Source organism: Sanguibacter sp. TS_SC_8, from assembly GCF_055361235.1.
The window spans coordinates 276,903-294,032 of sequence record NZ_CM143955.1 but is presented as its reverse complement, the minus strand read 5'-3'; the positions used below and the strand labels follow the sequence as shown (position 1 = coordinate 294,032).

Annotated in this window: 21 protein-coding genes; 6 read left to right on the top strand and 15 right to left on the bottom strand. The window is 69.6% G+C overall.

The window, feature by feature from the left end:
• Positions 1 to 93 precede the first annotated feature (93 nt).
• Entirely contained in the window at positions 94 to 1,767 is a 1,674-nt protein-coding gene (locus ACWA15_RS01265) for an ABC transporter substrate-binding protein (RefSeq protein WP_464057500.1), read from the bottom strand.
• Between the two features lie 66 nt (positions 1,768 to 1,833).
• The gene (locus tag ACWA15_RS01260) at positions 1,834 to 2,847 is read right to left on the bottom strand and encodes a LacI family DNA-binding transcriptional regulator (RefSeq protein ID WP_464057499.1); all 1,014 of its coding nucleotides are present in this window, start codon (positions 2,845 to 2,847) and stop codon (positions 1,834 to 1,836) included.
• 394 nt (positions 2,848 to 3,241) lie between these two features.
• Between ACWA15_RS01260 and ACWA15_RS01255 the strand changes: the two genes are divergently transcribed.
• Positions 3,242 to 4,192 (top strand): aldo/keto reductase, encoded by a 951-nt coding sequence (locus tag ACWA15_RS01255; protein ID WP_464057497.1) that lies wholly within the window; start codon positions 3,242 to 3,244, stop codon positions 4,190 to 4,192.
• A 199-nt stretch (positions 4,193 to 4,391) separates the two neighbouring features.
• Here ACWA15_RS01255 and ACWA15_RS01250 read toward each other — a convergent pair whose 3' ends face one another.
• Entirely contained in the window at positions 4,392 to 4,730 is a 339-nt protein-coding gene (locus ACWA15_RS01250) for a winged helix-turn-helix transcriptional regulator (protein WP_464057495.1), read from the bottom strand.
• 133 nt (positions 4,731 to 4,863) lie between these two features.
• Between ACWA15_RS01250 and ACWA15_RS01245 the strand changes: the two genes are divergently transcribed.
• Positions 4,864 to 5,769, top strand: a complete 906-nt coding sequence (locus tag ACWA15_RS01245; RefSeq protein ID WP_464057492.1) for an NADP-dependent oxidoreductase — start codon at positions 4,864 to 4,866, stop codon at positions 5,767 to 5,769.
• A gap of 67 nt (positions 5,770 to 5,836) precedes the next feature.
• Here ACWA15_RS01245 and ACWA15_RS01240 read toward each other — a convergent pair whose 3' ends face one another.
• Positions 5,837 to 6,376, bottom strand: a complete 540-nt coding sequence (locus tag ACWA15_RS01240) for an HdeD family acid-resistance protein (protein WP_464057490.1) — start codon at positions 6,374 to 6,376, stop codon at positions 5,837 to 5,839.
• Between the two features lie 90 nt (positions 6,377 to 6,466).
• Here ACWA15_RS01240 and ACWA15_RS01235 point away from each other — a divergent pair, with 90 nt between their 5' ends.
• Positions 6,467 to 6,799, top strand: coding sequence for an alpha/beta fold hydrolase (locus ACWA15_RS01235; RefSeq protein ID WP_464057488.1), 333 nt, complete (start codon positions 6,467 to 6,469; stop codon positions 6,797 to 6,799).
• 9 nt (positions 6,800 to 6,808) lie between these two features.
• Here ACWA15_RS01235 and ACWA15_RS01230 read toward each other — a convergent pair whose 3' ends face one another.
• Positions 6,809 to 7,339 (bottom strand): hypothetical protein, encoded by a 531-nt coding sequence (locus ACWA15_RS01230; RefSeq protein ID WP_464057487.1) that lies wholly within the window; start codon positions 7,337 to 7,339, stop codon positions 6,809 to 6,811.
• Positions 7,340 to 7,490: 151 nt separating this feature from the next.
• Here ACWA15_RS01230 and ACWA15_RS01225 point away from each other — a divergent pair, with 151 nt between their 5' ends.
• Positions 7,491 to 7,700, top strand: a complete 210-nt coding sequence (locus ACWA15_RS01225) for a hypothetical protein (RefSeq protein WP_464057485.1) — start codon at positions 7,491 to 7,493, stop codon at positions 7,698 to 7,700.
• A gap of 34 nt (positions 7,701 to 7,734) precedes the next feature.
• On the opposite strand, the gene ACWA15_RS01220 is transcribed toward ACWA15_RS01225, so the two are convergent.
• On the bottom strand, positions 7,735 to 8,100 hold the full coding sequence (locus tag ACWA15_RS01220; RefSeq protein ID WP_464057483.1) for a hypothetical protein: 366 nt from the start codon (positions 8,098 to 8,100) through the stop codon (positions 7,735 to 7,737).
• Positions 8,101 to 8,187: 87 nt separating this feature from the next.
• Entirely contained in the window at positions 8,188 to 9,645 is a 1,458-nt protein-coding gene (locus tag ACWA15_RS01215) for a serine hydrolase domain-containing protein (RefSeq protein ID WP_464057481.1), read from the bottom strand.
• Between the two features lie 120 nt (positions 9,646 to 9,765).
• On the opposite strand from ACWA15_RS01215, the gene ACWA15_RS01210 reads away from it, so the two are divergent.
• A complete protein-coding gene (locus ACWA15_RS01210; RefSeq protein ID WP_464057479.1) occupies positions 9,766 to 10,698 on the top strand; it encodes a nuclease-related domain-containing protein in 933 nt (310 codons plus the stop codon).
• A gap of 73 nt (positions 10,699 to 10,771) precedes the next feature.
• On the opposite strand, the gene ACWA15_RS01205 is transcribed toward ACWA15_RS01210, so the two are convergent.
• The 7 genes from ACWA15_RS01205 to ACWA15_RS01175 form a co-directional block, all read right to left on the bottom strand.
• Positions 10,772 to 11,347 (bottom strand): helix-turn-helix domain-containing protein, encoded by a 576-nt coding sequence (locus tag ACWA15_RS01205; protein ID WP_464057477.1) that lies wholly within the window; start codon positions 11,345 to 11,347, stop codon positions 10,772 to 10,774.
• 90 nt (positions 11,348 to 11,437) lie between these two features.
• Positions 11,438 to 12,040: a DUF6308 family protein gene (locus tag ACWA15_RS01200; protein ID WP_464057475.1), complete on the bottom strand. Its 603-nt coding sequence runs from the start codon at positions 12,038 to 12,040 to the stop codon at positions 11,438 to 11,440.
• Positions 12,041 to 12,222: 182 nt separating this feature from the next.
• Complete coding sequence (locus ACWA15_RS01195) at positions 12,223 to 12,774, bottom strand: PIN domain-containing protein (protein WP_464057473.1); 552 nt, start codon at positions 12,772 to 12,774, stop codon at positions 12,223 to 12,225.
• 27 nt (positions 12,775 to 12,801) lie between these two features.
• A complete protein-coding gene (locus ACWA15_RS01190; RefSeq protein ID WP_464057471.1) occupies positions 12,802 to 13,299 on the bottom strand; it encodes a helix-turn-helix domain-containing protein in 498 nt (165 codons plus the stop codon).
• A 49-nt stretch (positions 13,300 to 13,348) separates the two neighbouring features.
• A complete protein-coding gene (locus tag ACWA15_RS01185; protein WP_464057469.1) occupies positions 13,349 to 14,224 on the bottom strand; it encodes a universal stress protein in 876 nt (291 codons plus the stop codon).
• Between the two features lie 227 nt (positions 14,225 to 14,451).
• A complete protein-coding gene (locus ACWA15_RS01180; protein ID WP_464057467.1) occupies positions 14,452 to 15,306 on the bottom strand; it encodes a PDDEXK nuclease domain-containing protein in 855 nt (284 codons plus the stop codon).
• A 91-nt stretch (positions 15,307 to 15,397) separates the two neighbouring features.
• On the bottom strand, positions 15,398 to 15,799 hold the full coding sequence (locus ACWA15_RS01175) for a RidA family protein (protein ID WP_464057465.1): 402 nt from the start codon (positions 15,797 to 15,799) through the stop codon (positions 15,398 to 15,400).
• Positions 15,800 to 15,985: 186 nt separating this feature from the next.
• Here ACWA15_RS01175 and ACWA15_RS01170 point away from each other — a divergent pair, with 186 nt between their 5' ends.
• Positions 15,986 to 16,795 (top strand): class I SAM-dependent methyltransferase, encoded by an 810-nt coding sequence (locus ACWA15_RS01170; RefSeq protein ID WP_464057463.1) that lies wholly within the window; start codon positions 15,986 to 15,988, stop codon positions 16,793 to 16,795.
• Here ACWA15_RS01170 and ACWA15_RS01165 read toward each other — a convergent pair.
• Positions 16,773 to 17,114, bottom strand: a complete 342-nt coding sequence (locus ACWA15_RS01165; RefSeq protein WP_464057461.1) for a YciI family protein — start codon at positions 17,112 to 17,114, stop codon at positions 16,773 to 16,775. The genes ACWA15_RS01170 and ACWA15_RS01165 overlap by 23 nt on opposite strands.
• Between the last annotated feature and the right edge of the window lie 16 nt (positions 17,115 to 17,130).

Genomic DNA, 17,130 nt, shown 5'->3' with positions numbered 1-17,130 from the left:
GCGGCGCGCAGGGCGCGCGGGTGCGGAGCCGGGGTGGTGCGGACGGTGCTCGCACCACCCCGGTCCGGGGGCCTCGGGGGTGACCCCGGGTCGTCAGGAGACGACGGGCTCGAGCGTGGTCAGCACGAGGACCGTGGTCGGCGCACGCGTGTTGAGCGTCGCGTAGGGGTTGTCCTCGGTGGGCCAGCCGGTGAACCGCGTGTCGGTGAAAGCGCCCCACTCCGGGCCAGGGAACAGCGGGACAGCCGGGGCGTTGTCGGAGTAGAGGACCTGGAGCTGGTCGACGAGCTCGTGCTGAGTGGCTTCGTCGCCGGTCGCGGCGTACTCGGCGAGCAGGACGTCAGCCTCGGGGAGGCCGAAGCGGTGGTAGTTCTCGAAGGTCTGCTCACCGACCGGCTTGACGGTCTCGGTCGACATCATGCCGCGGAAGTACTGGTAGGGCGTGGGCGCATTGTTCGCCCAGACGATGCCGGTGTCGAAGGTGCCGTCCTCGTAGCCCGCGACGACCGAGGACCAGTCGGGGGCGTCGACCTTGGCCACGACGCCGATCTCCTGGAGGTTCTGGGAGATGATGTTGGCGACCGAGAGCCAGTCCGAAGACGCCGCGCCGACCGAGATGTTGAAGGTGAACGGCGAGCCGTCCGCGAGCGTGCGGTTGCCGTCCGCACCGCGCGGGTAGCCGGCCTCGTCGAGCAGCGTGTTCGCGCCCTCGACGTCGAGGGTGGTCCAGTCACAGGCGTCCGCGACGTCGGCGTTCTTCCAGGTGAGGTAGCCGTCGGTGAGGCCCGTGCAGTCGGCGGGGTGGGTGTACCCGGCCATGCCGATGTTCGTGACCTGCTCGCGGTCGACCGCCATGCTCAGCGCCTTGCGGACGTCGACGTCGTCGAAGGGCGCCTTCGTCGTGTTGAGCTGCCAGTTGATGGTCGAGCCCGTGGCCGGGAACCAGTAGAAGTTGTGCTCGGGGTTCTTGGAGATGAAGGTCTTCTCGATGTTGGGGATGAACTGGGGAGCCCAGTCGACCTCTCCGTTGGCCGCGGCCAGGTTCGCGCCGTCGTTGCCGGCGAAGGCGAGCATCCGCACGCCCGCGATCTTCTGCTTGTCGGCCTGCCAGTAGTGCGGGTTGGGCAGCAGGTCGAAGGACTGCGCCTGGAAGTTGTCGATCTCGGTGTAGGGACCGGTGCCGATCGGGTCGGCGTTGGTGTCCTTGGCCGGGTCGGCCACGGTCGACCAGACGTGGGAGGGGATGATGATCTGCTGGCCGATCTCGAACAGCGCGGGTGAGTAGGCGCGGTCGAAGGTGAACTGGACCGTCGACTCGTCGACTGCGGTCACCGCTGTCAGGTAGTCGTACCCGCCGAGCAGCTCCTTCTGCAGCTCGAAGGTCTCCACGACGTCCTGCGCGACGAGCGGTTCGCCGTCGGACCACTTCACACCCTCGCGGAGGGTGAAGGTCAGGCCGGTCCCGTCGGCCGCGGGGGTCCACTCGGAGGCGAGCCACGGCGTGGTGCTGCCGTCGGCGGGGTTGTAGATGAGCATCGACTCGTAGATCGCCTGCTGCGTCATCGGGGCGACGTTGGGCGAGAACGGGTTGAAGTTGCGGGTGAAGGTGCCCATGTCTTCCCGAGGGATGGTGAGCAGCTGCTTGCCGTCAGCCGAGGCGCCGGTCGAGCCGGCGTCGGAGGAGCAGGCACCCAGGGAGAGCACGGAGGCGGTGACGAGCGCGGTGAGCGCCAGCCAACGTCGGTTGCGGGGGGTGGTGGAACGCATGATGAGGTGGATCCTCTCTTCGTCATTGAACGGAGGTGCGACCGGGGCGGAAGCCCCGGCCGCGGGTCAGACGGAGGCCCGCTCGACGAGCGGGCAGGCGACCAGGTGGGTCTGGGGAACCAGCGGCGTCTCGACCGAGTGCTCGGTGAGCATGTCGACCGCGCGGGCCCCCATCTCCTGGAAGGGGAGGGCGACCGTGGTCAGGCCGGGTCGGAGGTAGCCGGCGATGATCTCCTGGTTGTCGAACCCGACGAGTGCCACGTCGCCGGGGATGCTGAGGCCGCGTTCCTTCACGGCGTCGTAGGCGCCCATCGCCATGCGGTCGGTGCCGCAGAAGATGGCGGTGGGCGGCTCGGTCAGGTCGAGCAGCTCGCGGGTGCGGTCGTAGCCGCCGTCCGCGGTGGCGTAGCCCGGGACGACGAGGGAGTCGTCGACGGCGATCCCGGCCTCGCGCAGTGCCTTCTCGTACCCGGCGCGGCGCCCGCGGGCGGCAGGGATGTCGGGGTCGAGGTTGATGAAGGCGATGCGACGGTGGCCGGCGCGGATGAGGCGCTCGGTGGCCAGGTAGCCGCCCTCGACCTCGTCGGGGACCAGGGCAGGCAGGGCGTTCTGGACGTCGAAGCAGTTGACCAGGACGGTGGGCACCTCGAGGGCGGTCTTGGGCAGCTGGACCGCGCGGTGCCACGTGGTGGCGTAGAGGATGCCCTCGACCTGACGCTCGAGCATCATCTCGAAGGCCGCGCCGTCCATGCCACCGTCGTCCTCGGAACTGACGATGAGCAGCAGCTTGCCGTTGCGCCACGCCCGCTCCTGGGCGCCCTTGATGATCTCTCCGGCGTAGGGCGCGGTCGCGATCTCGGTGACCAGCCCGATGAGGTTGGTGCGCTGGGAGGCCAGGGACTGCGCTGCGGCGTTGGGGCGATAGCCGAGGTGACGGACCGCCTCCCAGATGCGCTCCCGGGTGACGTCCGGGATCGAGGCGTCCGGGCGGCCGCTGAGGACGAAGGACACCGCGGTCCTGCTCAGTCCGACATGCTTCGCGACATCGCCCATCGTCACGCTCTGCGCCTTGCGGGTCATCGTCGACCTCTCTGCTGTCGCGCGTTAGTAACGCGCGTTAGTTGAGTACGGGATTGACACTATGCGCCGGCGGCCGATCGTGTCAACGTCTCGTTGCGAAGTCGTGACCCACCTACCTGCCAGACGGCGCCTCCGCCCTCTCCCGGAGTCCCGAGCCCGGGTCGTCCATTTCGCGCCAGGTCGTCTATCCAGATGGACGATCCCACGCCAGATAGACGACCCGGCGGCACCCAGCCCGGCCGACGCGGCCCAGCCCCGCCAGTCCCGTCCCGCCGGCGCCCCGCCCCACCGGAGTCTCCACCGGGATGGTTCCTCCCCGTCCCGCGGTTGCAGCAGTGGGTCGCCGACCAGGCGGGCCGCACCGTCGACACCGCCCGACCCCAGGGAGACCACCATGGCCCAGACCCCTCCGCGCACCCGCCTCGGCTCCTCCGACCTGGAGGTGTTCCCCCTCGTCCTGGGCGGGAACGTCTTCGGCTGGACCGCCGACGAGGCGACCTCCTTCGCCGTGCTCGATGCCTTCACCGCCGCCGGCGGCAACCTCGTCGACTCCGCCGACGGGTACTCAGCGTGGGCCCCGGGCCACACCGGAGGGGAGAGCGAGACGATCATCGGCGCCTGGATGGGTGCCCGCGGCAACCGCGACGACGTGCTCGTGGCGACCAAGGTCAGCACCCACCCGGAGTTCCCCGGCCTGTCCCCCGCGAACGTCCGCGCCGCCGCCGAGGCCTCCCTCAAGCGCCTGGGCACCGACCACATCGACCTCTACTACGCCCACTTCGACGACGCGTCGGTCCCGCTCGCCGACACCGTCGGCGCCTTCTCCCAGCTCGTCGACGACGGACTGGTCCGCGCGATCGCGATCTCCAACTACACCCCTGAGCGCATCGACGAGTGGTTCGCGGTGACCGCGGCGGACGGACTGCACCGCGCCGTCGCACTCCAGCCGCACTACAACCTCGTCGAGCGCGACTTCGAGGACGGCCTGCTCGCCCGGGCCGAGCGCGAGAACCTCGGCGTGCTGCCGTACTTCGCCCTCGCCAAGGGGTTCCTCACCGGCAAGTACCGCGACGGCATCGACGTCGACTCCCCGCGCGCCGCCGGGGCGTCCGCCTACCTCGACGACCGCGGCCGCGCCGTGCTCAGCGTGCTCGACGACGTCGCCGCGCAGCACCGCGCGACCGTCACCGCGGTGTCCCTGGCCTGGCTGCGCCAACAGCCCACCGTCGTCGGCCCGATCGCCAGCGCCCGCACGATCGACCAGCTCAGCGACCTGCTCGCCTCGGTCGCACTCACCCTGACCGACGACGACCTGGCCCGCCTGGACGCGGCGTCGCGCACCTGAGGGCGCCCCACCCGACCGGCACCAGACCCGAGCGCGAACCGGGCAAGAACCGAGCGCGAGGTCGTCCATTTTGCGTCAGGTCGTCTATCTGGACAGACGACCTGACGCAGAACAGACGACCTCGCCCCCGCTGGAGGGCGCACGGCTCCCGTGTCGGGCGCACGGCTCCCCGGTGTCGGGCGCAACCGGAGTCAGCGGCTCAGCCCTTCGTCACTCGCACGTGGATCCAGTCCAGCAGCGGCGTGAGCAGCGCGAACACCTCGGACCCGGCCTCCGTGAGGGAGTACTCCACGTGCGGGGGCACCACCGGCAGGGCGGTGCGCAGCACCAGGCCGTCGTCTTCGAGCGTGCGCAGCGTCTGGTTGAGCATCTTCTCGGTGATGCCGTCGATCGACCGGCGCAGCTCGCTCCAGCGCAGGGTGCGCCCATCCAGGGTAGCGAGGATGAGCATCGCCCACTTGCTCGTGATGTGGTCGAACAGGGCGCGGTCGACGCAGCTCACCGGGTCGGTGAAGGCGGGGGTCGGGACAGTCTCCATCCCCCTACCCTACTTTGAGGTGCGTACCCCACTTCAGAGTGCGTACCCACGATTGGGAAGGGTGCGGCCTCGGGCGTCGTTGTGCATGCAACGGCGCAGGTCGCCGCCGCCGACACCTACCGAAGGGCTTCCCATGCGCGCACTGCAGTTCACCGAGTACGGCTCCGCCGACGTCCTGACCGTCGCCGAGGCCCCCGAGCCGCACGCCGGACCGGGCCAGGTCCGCATCCGGGTCGCGGCCGCGTCCGTCAACCCGATCGACTGGAAGATCCGCGCCGGCTACCTCGCCGAGATGGCCCCGGTCACCTTCCCCGTCATCCCAGGATCCGACGCCGCAGGCATCGTCGACGAGGTCGGCGCGGGCGTGCACGGGGTGTCCGTGGGCGACGCGGTCTTCGGCTCCGGCACGTCCGCCACCGCCGAGTATGCGGTCCTCGACCACTTCGAGGCGAAGCCTGCGGCGCTGAGCTTCGTCGAGGCGTCCGGCCTGCCGATGGCCGTGGAGACGGCCGCGCGCGCTTTCGCCGACGTGCCGTTCACCGCGGGCGACACGGTGCTCATCGACGGCGCCGCGGGCGGCGTCGGCAGCGCAGCCGTCCAGCTCGCCGTGGCGCGCGGCGCCGTGGTGGTGGGCACCGCCTCCGAGGGCAACCACGACTACCTGCGGTCCCTCGGCGCCCTCCCGACCACCTACGGCCCCGGTCTGGCCGCGCGCGTCCGGGACCTGACTGACGCCCCGATCGCCGCGGCTGTGGACATCGCGGGCGGTGGGTCGATCCCGGAGCTCGTCGCGATCACCGGAGACACCGCACGGGTTGTCTCCATCGCGGACTTCAACGCCGGCGAACACGGCGTCCGGGTCAACGGCGGCAACGGTGCGCGCTACTTCGGGGCGCTGGCGGAGGCCGCCGCGCTCGTCGAGCAGGGCAGGTACGTCGTCGCGGTCGAGCAGACCTTCCCGCTCGAGCACGGGTCGAAGGCGCACGCCCACAGCGAGGGCGGGCACGTGCGCGGCAAGATCGTCGTCACGGTCGACTGAGGGACCGACTACCTGACCGCGCGCGGCAGCGGGTCGACAAGACCCGCTGCCGCGCGCGTAGCGCAGGTCATTCCGTCAGCACCTCGCCCATGCGCAGGCGGCCGAGCGTGATGAGGGTGAGGCCCTCGACGAGGATCTGCACCCCGAGCAGGATGCCGAGCAGCGACAGCGTCGCGGTGACCGGGTTGATGAGCACGAAGACGCCGAGCCCGATCGAGACCACGCCGCTGAGCGCGAGGATGACCTTGTGCCTCTCGGACTGGAAGGCGGTCACCACGCGCACGAGGCCGCCGGTGAGGAACAGCGCGCCGGCGAGCACCGTGAGCAGCGCCGCACCGACCACCAGGTTGCGCAGCATGAACAGGCCGAGCACGGTGAGCACCGCCCCGCCGAGGGCGACGGACCACGCGCCGCCGGACTTGATCCGGAACAGCGCACTGACGAGCATGACCACCCCCGAGATGAGGCTGATCCACCCGATGAGCATGACCGACACCACGGTCGCGAGCAGCACGTCGCCGAAGACCACGAAGGACCCGACGACGAGCAGGATTCCCAGGATGACGTCCCATCCGGTACGACGCCGTTCAATCACCGCAGTTGCCATCGCAGGTCACATCCATCCCACTGGTGCCGCGGTCGCGGTCGCGTCCGTCGGCTGTGCCGGTCCGCGGCAGGCACCGTAGACAGAACCAGCATGGCGCACTCGCAGGTGGGCCGCTATATCTGGGCGCCGCCCGGCACCCCCGCCAGCACCCCCGACACCACCGCCGCGACCACCGGCCGCAGCTCGACCTCCGGGTCCACCGTCATCCGGTGCAGCACCCCCACCCTGCTGCTCTTCGGCACCGGGGACCCGGCCTTTGACCGGAGCCTCGCCGAAGATCTGCTCGCCGACCGCCACCGCTACGCCGACGACGCGTGGCTCGACTTCATCGACGGCGCCGGGCACTACGTCCCCGACGAGCAGCCCGGGCGGGTGCTCGAGCAGGCGCTGAGGCACTTCTCCAGTCCGGGGTCTGCGACCTGAGGACTCCGCCTAGCTTCCCGCCCGGCGTGCCTTCCGCTCGCGCTTCACCTCGCGTTCCTCGAGGTTCACGGCCTTCTGGTCGACTGTCACCCACGGCCCGACCTCCACGAGGTGACCGGACGCGGCGAAGCCCGCCACCACTTTCTCCAGGTCGTCGGCAAGCACGATGGACACCCCGACGTCGGACATCCACCCCGGGCGCAGCCACACGACGCTGTGCGCGGGGTCGGCGCCGGGCTCGGCCACCACATCGACCCGTTCCCACATGACACCAAGATGCCCCACCGGCAGCCGGAACTTCTGCTGCGCGTAGCCGGCGAGGTCGCCGAAATCACCGAGCAGGGCGGCGACCGGGCTGCCGACGGCCAGGTGCGCCCGCGGTCCGTCGATGCTCTTGAGCCGGAAGTGTCGGCGGCTCACGAGCCCCGCGGCCATCTGCTGGCACGCCATGTCCGGGGGCAGCCGGAGCGTGACGGCGATCTGCCTCTCACCGCGGAAGAGCTTGTGCTTCTCGCGGGGGACACGCCGCTGGCTGGTCATGGGGGTGATTGAACCAAACAGCACCCCGCGCTCGCTACTCCCGACGGCGGCGGCGCTGAGCCGACGCCTGAGGCGCTCAACCTTGGCAGACGCTGGAGTTCCTCTCACGGCCGGACTCCAGTCCCCTGACATAGATGCCGATATCGACCATATGAGCATTCCGCCGCCCGGCTGGTCCAGCACGTACCTCGACGAGGAGGCCGCCCGGCGGGAGGCGCGCCTGGAGTCCTCCCGGGTCCGGAGATTCTTGGCCCGGGTGTTCCGGGTCGTGCTGATCGCCACGGCCGTCGCGATCCCGATCGGGTTCGCCGTCGGCGCGTTTCTGGGCTACACGACCCACCTGATCAACGGGCCGGAGTGAAGGTGTCCCCTTCCCACACCGTCTCCAGGAAGACCTAACCGCCAAGGTTGAGCTCGTCCTCGAACTCACGCGCCGATTCCATGAGTTCCGCTTCCGTGACGAAGTCGTCCCAGTCCCGCAGATATGGCCGCTGGGAGTCCGTGCCGTTCGTGCACAGGACGTCGTCGTGCCAGTCGTCATTGAGAGTCACGTCGTAACTGCACGACCACATGGCGACGGGGTCGGGGACAGCACTGTCGTCCGGCGCCACAGCAGGCGGGACCTCCGGCACCTCCGTCACCGGGACAGGGCTTTCGTCGCCGATCGCGTCACTGTAGCCCGAGGTGATCGCGCTGCACCCGCCGGCCAGCACCACGACGCCAGCAGCCACAACCGTTGCAAGAAGTCGAGAATTCACCATGATCGAGATCATATCCGGACTTGGCACTGCTTCGAGACACTATGTGCTGAAATGCCAGCCCCCACACCTGTTCACCTCGACCTACCGCTAAGCGACGTCGGGCCGGGTCATCAGCGGCGACCGCAGGTGCAGTGCCAGGTCGGGGCCGGTCAGGGGCACCGTGACCCACGTCGCGACCGCCGTGCCCGCGCCGGCGTCGACGACGAGGCGGACCCGGTGCGGGGTGGTGATGACGTAGAGGTCGGCGACGAAGGTGTCGGCCTGCCAGGCGCCGCTCGCCACGACCGGGCGACCGAGCGGGGAGCTCTCCCGCCACCCGCCGTGCCCGACCTCCACGGTGAGGGACCGCCCGAGCTGCAGGAGCCATCCGTCCGCGATGGGGTCGACGGTCACGCTAGTGCCGCCGGGCAGCGCCGAGTCCTGGGCGGATGCGTCGAGCCGTGCCGTGACGGAACGCTCCGGGACGGCTGTCCCTGGTACCGGTGCCAGGGAGAGTGTGCGCAGCCGCTTGGCGAGGACGTCGTCGTGGGCGTCGTCGTCGTGCGCGGTGCCGGCGCCGGCCCTCCCGGGGAGCAGGCACTCCCAGATCGCGTCGAGCACCGCCTGCGACTGGTGGTGGGCGCCGGTCACGACGACCACCAGGTCGTGCGACGGGACGACGACGCACTGCTGGCCGAAGGAGCCGTGGCCGTGGAACCCGTGGCGCGACACCCAGAACTGGTAACCGTAGCCGCAGAGGAAGTCGGCGTCCCCCGGCTGGTCTTCGAGCCGCTGGGTCTCGAACGGCTGGGTCGCGATGTGGCGGCTGGTCACGAGCTCGACCCAGGAACGCGGGACGAGCTGCCGGTCACCCCAGAGGCCGCCGCGCAGCAGCAGCTCACCGAAGGCGGCAACGGCCTCGGTCGTGAGGTGCAGCCCGTGGAACCCGAAGGTGGCACCGCTGGCCACCCGGTCCCACTCGGCACGGTCGACGCCCATCGGGGCGAAGAGGCGGTCGTCGAGCAGGTCGGGCAGGCTGCGGCCGGTGACCCGTTCCACCATCCGGGCCAGGACGAAGGTGGTCGAGTTGTCGTAGGCGTGCCGCGCCCCCTCGGAGTCGGGGAACGGCACGCGGAGGAATCCCTTGACGAGGTCGTCCGGTTCCAGCTGCCAGGCCTCGGCGAGGCTGTCCGTGGAGTGGCCGGTCGTCATGGACAGCAGGTGGTGGACGGTGAGGCGGCGTCCCTGCTCGGAGACGTCGGGCGGGACGTGGTCGGGCAGCACGTCCACCACGCGGTCGTCCAGCGAGAGGAGCCCGTCGGCGACCGCGAGCCCCACCGCGATCGCGGTGAACGACTTGGTCAGCGAGTAGAGAAGGTGCGGGCGCTGGGCCGAGTAGGGCGCCCACCAGCCTTCAGCGACGACCTGCCCGCGGTGCACGACCATGAGGGAGTGGCACTCAATGGATCCCGCCTCGAGCCGGTCCAGCAGAGCGGTCACCGCCCGGGACGACACGCCTGCGGAGGCCGGTGTCGCACGTGGCAGGAGCGCGGGTCGTGAAAGCACGCGCGCATCCTAACAACCTGGACATCGCCGGCCAGCTGTTAGCGCACGAAACGGGAGCAGGCGCCGCGACATCGGACATTCACCCTCCAGTTGCGTCACCGGCAGGCCGATACCCCTGGCGTGACCACTCCCCCTCCCGGCCAGCCCGGATTCGGCGCGGAAGAAATCGCCTCACGCGCATCCCGGCGGCTGGCGAAGCTCCGCCGCGAGCAAGAGCTCGCCACCGTGGCCGACGACGCCGTGCAGAAGCAGATCGACCGCGCCGCCCGCAGGCAGCGCACATACTCCCAAGGAGCCGAGGGCGAGCGGTTGGTCGCCCAGACCTTGGGCTTCGTCGAGCGATATGGCTGGACCGCGCTACATGACGTCCACTGGCCGGGGCGCCCGCAGGCGAACATCGACCACATCGCGATCGGACCCGGCGGGGTGGTCGTCATCGACGCCAAGAACTGGACCGGTGATGTCAAGATCACCGGGGGCACCCTCCGCCAGAACGGGTACTCCCGCGCGAAGGAGACCTCGGCCGCCTCCGACGCGGCCGCAGCGGTTGCCGCGCGACTGGCCCCCCAGCATCGGATGGCCACCCGGAGCGTCCTGTGCCTGGTCGCCCAGGACTTTGAGACGACCCGGATCGAGGCGACTGACGTCGTCGGGCGGGCGGCGTTGACGGACTACCTCGTGCACCTGCCGCAACGGCTCACCGCGTACGACGTCGCAGACGTCGCCCGCCACCTGCACGCCGAGCTCGCCGGGGCGAAGAGCCCCGAGACGATCACGAGCGCGTACCTGCATCGGACTGCCACGGTCGCGCGCACAGCAGGCGCGCGCGCACCGCGCCAGCGGGCAACGCAGCCAAGTCGCAACGCGCAGGAATGGCGCGGACCCTCCGGTTCCGCCGGAGAGCCGGCGGCGAGCACAGCAGCATTTGTCCGGAGGCTCTTCTCCTTCACGCTCCGCCTGCTGCTGATCGTCATGGTCACCGGGACAGCGATCGCAGGCATCTATGCGGCGGGCGAGGCCTTCGTGACTCACTTCTCTACCCTGGGGCCCTGACCGCCTCCGGCGATCGACGCGACCCAGGAGGTCCGCTGCCTGCTGCGTCGCGAACTGTTCGCTGACCATGCAATTAGACGCTCGCCAACGTCCCACGCTCGACAAGCAGGTTCCGTCGAGCAAACTGCTCAGGCACCTCCTCGATCCGCGGCGGCAGGTCGTACACACTCACCGCAAGAATCTGTTGAACGGGAAGCGCCCTCGCGGGATCGTCCAACCAGTCGGGCTTGGGGAGAGACCCCTCATCGAGCCAGTACTCGGCGACCGCGGCGAGCGCGGTGTCCCACACGGGCGACCCGCACGGATACGGTTCAGCCGCGGTCAGCAGGACACGCTCCACACCCAAGGTCGCCGCGAGTCCGTCGGAGTACTCGAGGAACCGGCGAAAGGCGGCCTGGACGTCGCTGGCTAGGAGGTCACGCGCGATCTGGGCGCAGATCTCCACTGCGTCCCGACGGCTCGTCTTCACGGCGATGAGCTTGTGCCCGGTGGCGTTGAGCAGCCTCTCGAAGGTGTCGACCGTATGACTCCGTCGCCCTTGCTCCACGTGCGAGACGTCGAGCTGGCTGATGCCCGCTCGGTCGGCAACCTCACGCTGGGCAACGCCGCTGCTCCGGCGCGCGGCGCGAAGCAATGCTGATGCACTCATCGGACCGCTCTCCTCGCCCAGGACATATCGCAATCGATATACCCGGCCCTCTCCTTCCGGCGCCTGACGAAGGCCACCGCGATCAGGCGCTCAACCCTTCCCTGACGCCCACGTCCACAACGCGGCATCCAGCAGCCGAAGGGGGTCTGTGTCCATCACGACATCCCGCGAGCCGCTCATTTCCGCTGCTTGTTCCACCACGAGGTCGATCGCATGCGTGATTCGGTCATCACGCATGAGCGCACGGAAGACCTGCCAATCGACCTGGTAGAACCCGGGCTTCTTGGGCCCAAGCAGCCCGAGAAATGTGCACACCAGGTTGTCCCGGACCGGGAACAGGGCTGGGCGCTTGCGGGCGCACAGTTTGCCGGCGGTCACCCATGCATTCGGATTCTTAACACGTGTCCCCGACAGCGATGACCGCACAGCGAGGTAGAAACGTTCCATCGCCACGAGGCCGTCAGCCGTCACCGAACTCAGGTCGCCAGAAGGCAGATTTCCTAGTGCGTCGAGCACCGCGTCGCGAGGTTCCGACGGGCCCAAGAGTCGGCGCATTGCGGAGGGGTTGATGGTGACCGACAGCAGGGTCGTGGCATGCAGGTCCGCGACCGTGATGTCGGCCGGCTCACGCGGATCCAGCGAAACGAACGATGCACCGGCGAAGCCGCTCTCGCGGTCATAGAAGTTCAACAATCGCGCACTTGCTGGTCTCGAGGAGTCTAGAGCCAGCGCCACGAGTGCTGCTTGGACAGCACCTTCCACCAACTCCTCTGACGCCGCCCTCCACGTCTCCGGCACAGGGAGCTCCAACTTCATTTGCGTGTTCACCTGTGCACTGTCCCACGCCGAGCCCGTCAACTCGCAAGGAACCCGCGCTATCTGGCGAGCCTTGACCTTGCCTTCTCAGCAAATCCAGGCGCTCCCGCCGCGGCGAGAGAATCCAGCACGTGGTTCGCGGTGACCGGCGGGCGGCGTTGGTCGGCAGCCTGCTCTGCGATGAGGGCGGCTGTCCCAGCGGGGTCCAGGTCGAACTGATCCAAGAGGAACTCATCGGGCGACAGGGCGTGCAGCCCCAATGGCTCCAGAACTTCATCGGGGAAGTCCTTGAGGTTCGCAGTGACGATCAGTTCGGCGCCACCGCGGAGCGCTGCGGCGACTACGTGCCTGTCATCCGGGTCGGGCAGAACTAGACCGGCCACCAGTGGTTCCCACCCTGTGACGCAGGAGTCGTCGAATGCCGCGTTCATCGAGCGGAGCCGGGCATCGATGCGAACAGGATCCATATCGGCATGCACGCGCAGAAGCGCCCGGCGCGCTTCCTCCAGGATTCTCTCGCTCCAGAGCGGTCGGTAGAAGTCACGCTCGGCGAGGCGGAGCAGGGTGTCGCTTAACGCGATCGGCACCATCACGCACGCGTCGAGCACCACCGCGAACCGGGCCACCGTGGTCGCCCGTCAGTTCTCGTGCCGGGCAGCCGCCAACGCTTCCGCGTACTGCTCGGCCGTGGCCTCGTACAGACCGTCCTCAGCCGCCTGTCGAGTCATGTCGGCCAACCGACTCCGGCGATCAACGCGACGACGCTCTCGGTACTCGAGCACATCCTCGAGCCGGAGCCGGCGGTGACGACCACCGGCTGGCCTCTCGAAGGAGATCTCGTGCTGGTCAAGAAGCTTGATCAACGTCGGACGGCTGATTCCCAGGAGGTCCGCTGCCTGCTGCGTCGTGAGCTGCTGGCTCAACGGTGCGACGGTGATCGCCTTGCCCTGCTCCATCGCATCAGCGACCTGCACCAGCACCTGATAGACCTCCATCGGCAGTGGAACCTGCTCGCCGTCCGGCCCGAGGAGAACCGCTGGGGCCGCGTGGCTGTTGAGGAACCGTGACAGCTGGAGCATCTCGGTCGGGTCGGCCGGAGGCAGGACTGGCTGGGCGTCGAGGGCCTTGCTGCTCATGTAGCCAGCGTCTCACAGAAACGCAATATTCGAAACACCCTGAGTCGATCTACGCCTCCCCCGCAGGCACCACGGCCACCGGATGCCCCGCATGCCGCAGCACCGCCTGGGACACCGACCCGAGCACCGGCCCGGCCACAGTCCCGTGCCCGCGCGAGCCCACCACGGTCAGCTGCGCTCCGCGCCCGGTGAGGGTGATCGCCCCGGCCGGGTCCTCCCCGACCACCAGGGTGTCGATCTGCAGGGACGCGTGCCGCTCCTCCCGCACGCGGGCCAGCAGCGCCGCGACGGACGACGCGGTGACGGCATGGCTGATCGGGTCGTAGGGCCCGTACACCGACGGGTCGCGCCGGATCGCCTGGGAGAAAGGGATCGAGTACGCCGCGACCAGCGTCAGCCGGCACTGCCTCCGCAGCGCCTCGTCGAGCGCAAACTTCAGCACCTGCGACGCGCCCGCCACCTCGGGCGCGATCCCGGCGACGACGTGCGCCGAGGTCGCCTCTGAGCTCACCGGGACGATGACCACCGGGCAGTGGGCGTGCACGGCCACGCGCAGGCTGACCGAGCCGAGGAAGATCGTCCCCAGCGTCCCGTGCCCGCTGCGCCCGACGACGACGAGCGCGGCCTCCTCGGCCGCCGCCAGCAGCGTCGTGGCCACCTGCCCGACGACGCCTTGCACGTCGATGTCGATGTCCGGCGCCTCGGACCGGGCGATCCGTGCGGCCTCCTCGAGCAGCTGGGCGGAGTAGCGCGCGGCGTCGTCGGCCTCCAGGAGCGGCCCGTCACCGAAGGGGATCCGGGACCGGCCGGGGGCGCGCACGTGGACGATCCACAGCGAGTCCTCCCGCACGCCCGCCTCGCGCGCCGCCCATCGCAGCGCGGCCGCGCTCACCACTGACCCGTCCACCCCGACCACGATCGACATCGCACTCACCCCGCATGTCTGGCCTCGAACGGCCCACCCGGACCGCCTCCCACCAGCATGCACTCGTGCAGGCCCGGGCGCTGTGTCAGCGAGGCGGGGGGCTGTCAGCCCGCACGGGACGCCCGGGCAACTGGTCCGGTCAGTGCTGCAGCACGGCGGCGATGGTCGCTGGCCGCGGCGAGCGCGGTCGTGACATTCTCGCCAACACTCGCGCGGCTCCCCATGCCTCAGTCGTCGTCAGGCAGCGGGTGACCCTGAAGCTCGGCATCGACGATGGCGTTCAGCTCGTCACTCGAGGGCAGAGCCGCCTGGGCGTCGGCCGGCAGCCCTGAGTAGTCGGCAACGGCGATCGGCGCGGACGTGGAGGGGAGCGAGTAGCGCACGGTGGACCCGTTCTTGCCCGTGCAGAGCAGTATGCCGACGATAGGGGCATAGATTCCAGCGCGGCGGAACTGGTCGTCGACGATCGCCACGTAGGTGCCGAGCTGACCCAGATGCGCGGGCTCGAAGCGGCCGACCTTGAGCTCAAGTAGGGCGTCCTGCAGACGGTCCATCAGGGCCTGCTCGATGTCCCGTTCGCTCTGCTGTTCCACGAGCCCCAGGTGTCCAAACACGTAGGGATCCTTGACCAGCTGCTGGGCCAGCTCGGAGTCGGGCGAGTCCAGTGCGGTGGCGAATTTCGTCGGGGCCGCGCCCAGGCTTGTCCGCAGCCCAGCCTTGATGTGGTGCTCAAGAACATTCCGGGTCCAGCCGCCCTCAGCGGCACGTTCGGCATACCAGTCCCGCTCGGCACGGGTGTCGAGACGGTTGAGCAAGATGGTCACGTGCCCCCACGGCAATCGTCCAACAGCCTGTTGGACGAACTCCGACTCCGTCGGCCACACCTCAGCGGCCTTGCGCATGTAGAGCAGGTTGGTGCGTGACCAACCGCGTTGATCAGGGAACTCATGACCCAGGTCCGCTGCCAGGCGGGTGACGACCTTGCTCCCCCAGCCAGCCGTCTCCTGCCGATCGAGGATGTCGCGGCCGACCGACCAGTAGAGCCGCAGCACTTCAGTGTTCGCCGCCCGCGCGGCGCGCACCTGCGTCGTCCGGACACGGGCTTTGAGGGAAGCCAGGAGAGCCGGATCGCATCACGAGCATGCCCTGCTGCACGGGGAGGAGCGGAGGTGGCTACACCAGCACGGCGGCGATCACGCTGATCTCGACGAGTGTGCCGGGCACGGCCAGCCCCGCGACCCGCGCCGCGGTGACGAGGCCCGGCTCGTCGGACGCGAGGTCTGCGGCGATCGCCCCGTATCCCGCCGCGAGGTCGGCTCCGTCGACGAAGAGCACCGTCCAGTGCACGACGTCGCCGATGGTCGCCCCGGCCGCGGCGAGCGCGGTCTTGACGTTCTCCAGCGCGCGGGCGGACTGCACGGCGACGTCGCCCGCGCCGACGAGCGATCCGTCGGCGTCGACGGAGTTCTGCCCGCCGACGTAGATGGTCGTCGCGCCGGGCGGCACGACGGCGACGTGGCTGAAGGCCGGGCTCGAGACGAGCCCGGGGGGACGGATGCGCTGGATCGAGGTCATTCCCCCATCGTCACACCGACCGCCAATGCCCGCCCGGCACCCCCGACACCGATCGCCTGTGGGGCTTCACTGTGGCGATCTTGAGCCGATGCCGTGTCGCCTCTGTCAAAGGACCGGGGATCACCCACCCCTGGTGGACGGCCTCGCTACTGTCGCTGACCTGGGAATTCTGACGAGGGGGACGCAATGAGTGCTGATGACTATGACCAGTTCGCGGACGACTACGAAGCAGAGAACGCAGGGAGTCTACTGAACGCCTACTACGAGCGGCCGGCGGTGCTGAGCCTGGCCGGCGACGTGAACGGTCGGCGGATCCTCGACGCCGGCTGCGGGTCCGGGCCCCTGGCGGCCGAGCTGGTCGCCCGGGGCGCTGACGTCACGGGCTTCGACGGCAGCCCCGCGATGATCGACCTCGCGCGCCGCCGGTTGGGCGTGGCGGTCCCGCTGAGCGTGCACGACCTGGCCGAGCCACTGCCGTACGACGACGGGACCTTCGACGACGTCGTCACCTCACTCGTGCTGCACTACCTCGAGGACTGGGATGCGCCGCTGGCCGAGATCCGCCGCGTCCTCAAGCCCGGCGGACGGCTCATCGCCTCCGTCAACCACCCGTTCGCGCGTCAGATCAACGCGCCCACGGAGGACTACTTCGCGACGCGGCAGTACTCCGAAGACGTCGAGCTCAACGGCCGAGCCACCGTCTTGACGTTCTGGCACCGGCCGCTGCGCGAGATGGTCAGGGCGGTCACCGACGCGGGCCTCGGCCTGCGCGTGCTCGACGAGCCGGCCCCCTCACCAGACACCCCGCCCGAGCTCATGCCGCCGCGGATTGCGAGCGGTGAGCGCAGCGCGTTCTTCTGCTTCGTGTTCCTGGTCGCCGAGAAGCCAGCGCGACCGGCGCCTGCCAGCGGCGCGACCGACGTGATGGGGACTGCTGCACGAACTGCCGCAGCGAGAACCAGCCCGACTCCCGTCAGCTGGCCGGGTCGTACATGAACTGCCGGACCTCCTGGGAGCAGCGGCAGGCGGCCGCGATCTTCGCCGCCCACTCGAGGGCTGCCTCCCGCGAGGGCACCTCAAGAACCGTGTAGCCGCCGTTGGGCACCGTGTGGCCCGGGTACGTGCCCTCGGTGACTGTGCCGTCACCGGCCACGAGCACCGGGGCGACGTCCTCGTCGATCCCACCACCGAAGACGTACACACCCGCGGCCTTCGCCTCCTCGATGACGGCGTGCGAGGCGTCGACCACCGCCTCGAAGTCCTCCTCGGGGACCACCATGGCCTCAGCGGGGAACGAGATCAGGTACTTCGTCATTCGAGCCCTCCTCACC